The 6,388-nt window shown below is 67.2% G+C and carries 6 protein-coding genes; 2 read left to right on the top strand and 4 right to left on the bottom strand.

Going from position 1 to position 6,388, the window contains the following annotated elements; translation table 11 throughout:
- On the top strand, positions 1 to 456 hold a 456-nt coding region (locus tag GJ693_RS12740), incomplete at its 5' end, for a response regulator transcription factor (protein ID WP_156256668.1).
- 189 nt (positions 457 to 645) lie between these two features.
- On the top strand, positions 646 to 3,342 hold the full coding sequence (locus GJ693_RS12745) for a TonB-dependent receptor plug domain-containing protein (protein ID WP_235902878.1): 2,697 nt from the start codon (positions 646 to 648) through the stop codon (positions 3,340 to 3,342).
- A gap of 63 nt (positions 3,343 to 3,405) precedes the next feature.
- Here GJ693_RS12745 and GJ693_RS12750 read toward each other — a convergent pair whose 3' ends face one another.
- From GJ693_RS12750 to GJ693_RS12765, 4 genes are all read right to left on the bottom strand, one after another.
- A complete protein-coding gene (locus tag GJ693_RS12750) occupies positions 3,406 to 3,852 on the bottom strand; it encodes a YqaA family protein (protein ID WP_156256669.1) in 447 nt (148 codons plus the stop codon).
- 31 nt (positions 3,853 to 3,883) lie between these two features.
- Positions 3,884 to 4,480, bottom strand: coding sequence for a hypothetical protein (locus tag GJ693_RS12755; RefSeq protein WP_156256670.1), 597 nt, complete (start codon positions 4,478 to 4,480; stop codon positions 3,884 to 3,886).
- Entirely contained in the window at positions 4,480 to 5,097 is a 618-nt protein-coding gene (locus GJ693_RS12760; RefSeq protein WP_156256671.1) for a hypothetical protein, read from the bottom strand. Before GJ693_RS12760 ends, GJ693_RS12755 begins: the two co-directional genes overlap by 1 nt.
- A gap of 56 nt (positions 5,098 to 5,153) precedes the next feature.
- Positions 5,154 to 6,388, bottom strand: a 1,235-nt coding sequence (locus GJ693_RS12765) for a phenylacetate--CoA ligase family protein (protein ID WP_156256672.1), incomplete at its 5' end; no start/stop codon positions are given.

Consider the following 6,388-nt stretch of genomic DNA (forward strand, 5'->3'; position numbering starts at 1 on the left):
ATCGACGTGCCGGGCCGCGCGGCGCTGGGCGACGTCCCGGCCCTGCATGCCGCCGCGCCCGAGGCCGCGCTGGTCGGCTTTGGCGTTGGTGATGACCAACTGGGCCTGGCCTGTGCCGAGGCCGGGCTCACTGGCTTTGTGGGCCGCGATGGCACGCTGTCCGACCTGGTTGACGCCGTGCGCCGCGCCCGCGCTGGCGAACTGGGCTGCTCCCCGCAACTGGCGGCGCTGATGTGCCGGCGGCTCGCCGTATTGGCCGGCCGGCCCGCCAGCACGTCCCTGTCACCGCGCGAGCGAGAGGTGGCGCGGCTGGTCGCCGATGGCTTGTCCAACAAGGAAATCGCCCAGATGCTCGCCATCGGCCCGGCGACAGTGAAGAACCATGTCCACAACATCCTCGACAAGCTGGCGCTGCGCCGGCGCAGCGCCATCGCCGGGCGCCTGCAGCTGCTGTGAGGCTGTTGCCGGGATGAATTCGGCTGCCTGGCGGGCACACAGTGATGCATGGGCGCAACAGTTGGCAGGATAGTGACGCAATTTGGCCGCTCAACGCGCCGGATTGATTGTGACATTTCCACGAATGCTTCAGATTCACGCCCGCTGGCCGCACGCGCGGCCCGTGGACGACGTTAGGGGGACAAGAAGATGAAAAGCCCGATGGGAACCACCATTTCCCGGTTGCTGCTGGCCGGATCGGCCTTGCCGATGCTGGCGCTCGCCGTCACCGCCGCTCCGGCCGCAGCCCAGACCGCTGCCGCTGACGAGAAGGCTGGCGACGAAAAGGTCATCGTGGTCGTCGGCACCCGCCGTACGGACCGCTCCATCCTCGACACCGCCTCGCCGGTCGACGTGGTCGGCGCTGCCGAACTCGCCACCCAGCCGGCGTCGAACGTGCTCGACATCGTCAAGGCGCTGGTGCCGTCCTTCTATGTCGGCCAGAACGCCATCGCTGATGCGTCGACCTTCGTGCGCGCGCCCAGCTTGCGTGGCCTGTCGGCCGACGAAGTGCTGGTGCAGTTGAACGGCAAGCGCCTCAACCGCTCGGCCCTCGTGCAGGTCTACACCGGTGGTGACACCGCCCTCTCCTTCGGCAGCCAAGGTGCGGACATCTCGACCATCCCTTCGCTCGCCATCGGCAGCCTTCAGATCCTGCGTGACGGCGCTACGGCGCAATATGGTTCTGACGCCATTGCCGGCGTGATGAACTATGGCCTGCGCGAAGATGCCGGCCTCGAAGTCGTCGGCCGCTATGGCCAATATTATCGCGGTGATGGCGAAAGCTTCCAGATCGCCGCCAATGCCGGCGTGAAGCTGGGCGATCGCGGTTTCATCAACCTGACCGGCGAATATACCGATGATCGCGGCACGGTGCGCAACGAAACCCGCCCGCTCGCCCTGATCTTCGCCCAGCAGAATCCGGGCCTGGCCGGCCGGCTGCCCAATTATCCGGGCCCGGCCCAGATTTACGGCACCTCGCCGGGCTATGCCTATCGCTTCCTGCTCAACAGCGCCTATGAACTGTCGCCGGAAGCCAAGATCTATTTCACCGCCAACTATTCGCACCTGAAGGCGGACCAGAGCTTCAACTACCGCTCGCCGATCAGCGCGACCAACGTGCCCGTGGTGGGCGGCACCACCAACCTCAATGCCAACGCCGCCTTCGCGACGCCGATCTACCTGACGCCCTGCCCGGCCAACGCCGCCAACAACGGCTGCCCGGCCGGCGGCTTCCTCCAGAACGGCGCCACCTACAACTTCACCACCCTGTATCCGGCCGGCTTCACCCCGCGCTTTGTCGGCGTGACTGATCAATATTGGGGTGTGCTGGGCATCAAGGGCAAGTCCGGCGATTTCACCTATGACCTGTCGGGCACGATCGCGCGCAACTCGATCAACCTGTCGATGTATGACTCGCTCAGCCCGTCGTTCGGTCCGCAGAGCCAGACCAGCTTCCAGTTCGGCAAGCTGATCCAGGAAGAGCAGAACCTCAACGCTGACTTCACCTATGCGGTCGACGCCGGCCTCGCCAGCCCGGTCACCTTCTCGTTCGGCGGCGAGTTCCGGCGGGAAACCTACACCCAGACCGCTGGTGACGTGCAATCCTATGCCGGTGGCCCCTATGCCGTGCAGCCGCTCTATGAGCCGGATGGCGAAGGCGGTTACCAGCCAGTGCTGGTGCCCGATGGCAATGACGGGTTCAAGCAGCTCGTCATCACCAAGCCGCCGGGTGCCTCCGGTTATGGCGGCACCAGCCCGACCTTTGCCGGTTCGCGCAGCCAGCAGAGCTTCGCTCTTTATGCCGGGGCCGAAACCGACCTGACCGACACGTTCAGCGTGGGTGCGATGGGCCGTTACGAGCGCTACAACTCGTTCGGCAGCGCCTTTGTCGGCAAGGGCAACTTCCGCTGGGAAGTGGTGCCGTCGTTCGCCATTCGCGGCACGGCCGGCACCGGCTTCCACGCGCCGTCGCCGGGCCAGAACAACACGGCCATCCTGACCACCACCTTCGTCAATGGTGATCAGGTGCAGGTTGGCACCTATCCGGTGACCAGCAACATCGCCCGCTATTTCGGTGCGACGCAGCTGCGGCCGGAACGTTCCACCAACTTCGGCCTCGGCTTCGTCTTCACGCCGACCGACTCCATCAGCCTGACCGTTGATGCCTACAGCATCAAGGTGAAGAACCGCATCGGCATCAGCCAGAACTTCGACGTGACGGCCGCCGACATTGCCCGCGAACCGGCGCTGCTGGCCGTGGGTGATGGTGGTGCGGTGAACTATTTCACCAACGCCTTCGACACCCGCACGCGCGGTATCGACGTGGTTGGCACCTGGCGCGGTGACGTGGCTGGCGGCAAGGCCTCGCTCATCCTTGCCTACAACTACAACAAGTCGACCGTCACCCGGCGCGACACCTTTGTTGACGCCAATGGCGACACCCAGTTCGTCATCGGCGATGCGCAGGTGGTCAACATCGGCAACCTGGCGCCCAACCATCGCGCCAATCTGACCGGTACCTGGCAGAAGGATGGCTTCGCCTTCACCCTGCGCGAGGCCTATTATGGCTCGTGGCGGGAAGAAGTCGGCTATCCGGGCCAGAAGTTCGGCGCCAAGTTCACCACCGATATCGACGTGAGCTACACCTTCATGGAGCATTACACGGTCTCGGTTGGCGCCATCAACCTGTTCAACACCTATCCGGACCGGGTTGCCAACTCGCCGGACAACCGGATCTTCCTGTCGACGAACAGCCTTGCCGACGGCCAGATCTATCCGAACAGCGGTGGTCCGTTCGGGTTCAACGGCGGCTTCTGGTATGCCCGCATCCGCGTCAAATATTGATCGCGGGCTCGCAGACTGACCAACGGGAAGGGGGCCGCAAGGCCCCCTTCTTCGTTCTTGGCCTCACCAAGCCGCGATGGCGGCGGCCAGCGCGAGGTAGCGCCCGCCCTTGGCCAGCGTGACCAGCACCAGGAACAGCGGGAACGGTGTGCGGGCGGCGCCGGCGAGTACGGTGAACCCATCGCCGATGATCGGCAGCCAGCTGAGCAGCAGCGTGGCGACGCCCCAGCGGTTGAACAGCTGCGCGCTGCGGTCCCAGCCGGCCGCCGACAGCGGAAACCAGCGCCGGTGGCGGAAGCGCTCCGCCGAGCGGCCGAGCCCATAGTTCAGCACCGCGCCGCCAACATTGCCGACCGTCGCCACCAGCAGCAGCCAGATCGGCTGGCTGCCTTCAATCAGCATCGCGGCCAGCACCGCTTCCGATTGCGCTGGCAGAATGGAGCCGGCCAGGAAGGCGCTGGCGAACAGGCCGGCCAGGGCGGGCAGATCGGAACTCGCAGCCTGCAACATGGCGGCCCTGTGCCACCAGCCGCGCTGCCTGTCACTGTGGCAGGCGATGGTGGATGAGGCGGATGGTGCCGAGCGGGCTGGGCCGCGTGGCGGCATAGGCGCGCATCAGCGCTTCCAGTTGCGACCAGTCGCGCACCCGGCAGGTGTCGCGATCGGCCAGCGCGATGCCGATCGAGTCCAGCACCGGGCCAGGCACCAGCTCGCACTCCGAGCCGCCGAGGCGCAGATAGCCGATGAATTCGTGGCGCGAGAGGCGCCAGAGCAGGAAATAGCCGATCTCGCCAGGAACGCCGTCGGCCATTTCGACGAGCTGGCCGATGTAGAGCGGTTCATCGCCCGGCAGCCGCCGCAAGGCCAGCCGGCCATCGACCACGGTGCTGAGCGGTTCGAAGCGCACGTCATAGGCGCCATCCCTCCAGACCAAGGTCCATGTGAAGGAGGAGTCGTGGCTGAGCGGTGGCCGCGTGCCGAAGCTGTGGATACGGCCATCGTCCGCCGGCGTCAGCTCGACCACCGCCTGCGGCCCGAAGGCAAGGCTGCGGCCGTCCGAAGGCATCAAAATGGTCGGGCTGGTGGCCGCCGTGAGCAGCAGCCACAGCGCAGCCAGTGCGGCGATCGGCCTGGCCATCAGGGCCGCACCGTCGCCAGGCCAAAGGGCTGCGGGCCAGTGGCGGCAAAGGCCGTGAGCAGGGCCTCCACCTGGGCCCAGCGGCGCACCCGGCAGGCACTGCGGTCGCCGGGCTGGGGGAAGATGCGCGCCAGTTCAGCCGCCGGCGCGGCATCGCATTCCTCGTTGTCGTGGAAATAGACGAAGCTGCCGTCCGCCAGGCGCACGGTCAGCCGATAACTATAGGCCGCGTCGCCTTCCCACAGGGTCTGGGCGACGTGGAGGCCGCCGGGCCCGGGCAGCGGCCGCACCGCCAGGGTGCCCACCACATGGCCCTTGGCCTTGGGGTCGGGATCCGTGATTTCATAGCGTCGCCCGGTCCAGCGCAGCGGCAGCGCCTGTTCGTTGGGTGGCGCCGCCGCCAGCGCCGGGCGGGCGCCAAAGGCGACCACGACGCCATGATCGGCTTCGCTCAGCACCAGCTTGCCCTGCCGGCCAAAGGGCATGGTGCGGCCGCCTCTGGGCATCAGGTCAACCGGCGTTGATGGCCAGCCCTGCACGCCGCACAGCGCCAGCCACAGCAACAGTACGGCCACGCCGCGCCGCGCCTCTGACGATGGCCATGCCCTCGCTGTCATGGCCGGAGCATAGGCGGATGGCCCGCCACAGACAGTCCGCAGCAATGCGTAGGCCCTCAGAACAGGCGCACGAACTCCTCGAACTTGCCCGCGGCGGAACGGGGCAGATCAGTATCGAACCAGGTGAAGCTGACGGGGAAGGGAAAATCGAGCGCGCGCTGGATTTCCGCCCGCAAGGCCGCTTCTTCCGCTGCGGTCACCGGCCGCGTCACCGCACAGCGCAGCTCCATCCGGTCGGGGGCGTGCTGCACATATTGAAACTGGCGGACCGGGGCCAGCGCGCCATAGTTGATCAGGCCGACCGGGGGCCAGAAAGTGGTACCGTCGGGCCGGATGAGCATGTTGCGCTCGCGGCCGAGGATGCGCTTGAGCGCGAGCGTGCCGCGCCCACACGGGCATGGCGCCGCCGCTTCGGCATAATCGCCGATGGCATAGCGGATGAGCGGGGTGGCGAAATTGTGCAGATCGGTGATGACCAGCTGGCCAATCTCGCCCGGCGCGCACGGCCGGCCATCGGGCCGCAGGATTTCGACGATCAGGGATTCGCCGGCCGCGTGATAGCCTTCATGATCCGGGCATTCGTGGGCGATATGGCCGAACTCCTGCGAGGAATATGTATCCCACAGCCGCACGCCGAGCACGGACTGGCAGCGTTGGCGCAGATCGTCGGGCACGGTCTCGCCCACGGTGCGAACGACAGGATCAGGGGCGAGAAAGGGCCCGCGCGTTTCGACGAGATCGATGAGCGCCCCCAACGTGGTGGGATAGGTCACCAGATTGCCTGGCCGGAATTCCCGCAGCGCCGCATGGAGCCGCTGCGTGTCCCAGACCACCGGCAGCGCCAGCGAGCGCCCGGTGCGGGCGACAAGATCGGCGGGCTGGCCCCAGCTGGGCTGGTGGCGCGCCTCCAGCGTGGCCGAGCGCACGCTGGCCAGCGGCCGCGCGAAATCGGTCTGCCGCCAGCGATGCCCGCGCAAGACATTGGCCGTCCACAGCAATTGGGAGACCCGCGTGCGCCTGACCACGACCGGCTGCCCGGTGGAGCCGGATGTCGACATGATGCGCGCGGGGCCATGGCCATCGGGCAAGGAGTCGGCGAACAGGCCCTGGGCGTCCTGCAGCCAGCGGCGGCTGATGGGGGCGAGTGACCGGAACCCGTGCAGACGTGCCAGCGCGTTGGTTGATAGCCGCGCCGCCCGCAGCCGCTGCCGGAACGCCGGCGACTGGCGCTCGAAATGGCGCGCCAGCCGGGCCAGCTGCGCCAGTTGCCGCGCCTGCAGTTCGGCGGCGG

The sequence above is a fragment of the Sandarakinorhabdus oryzae genome, assembly GCF_009733735.1.
Lineage (GTDB): Bacteria > Pseudomonadota > Alphaproteobacteria > Sphingomonadales > Sphingomonadaceae > Sandarakinorhabdus > Sandarakinorhabdus oryzae.

What these genes read in the sequence shown, in the direction of transcription:
- GJ693_RS12750 (WP_156256669.1), bottom strand. Translation starts at nt 3,852, where the DNA reads ATGTTGCAGGCTGCGAGTTCCGATCTGCCCGCCCTGGCCGGCCTGTTC.
- GJ693_RS12760 (WP_156256671.1), bottom strand. Translation starts at nt 5,097, where the DNA reads ATGACAGCGAGGGCATGGCCATCGTCAGAGGCGCGGCGCGGCGTGGCC.
- GJ693_RS12755 (WP_156256670.1), bottom strand. Translation starts at nt 4,480, where the DNA reads ATGGCCAGGCCGATCGCCGCACTGGCTGCGCTGTGGCTGCTGCTCACG.
- GJ693_RS12745 (WP_235902878.1), top strand. Translation starts at nt 646, where the DNA reads ATGAAAAGCCCGATGGGAACCACCATTTCCCGGTTGCTGCTGGCCGGA.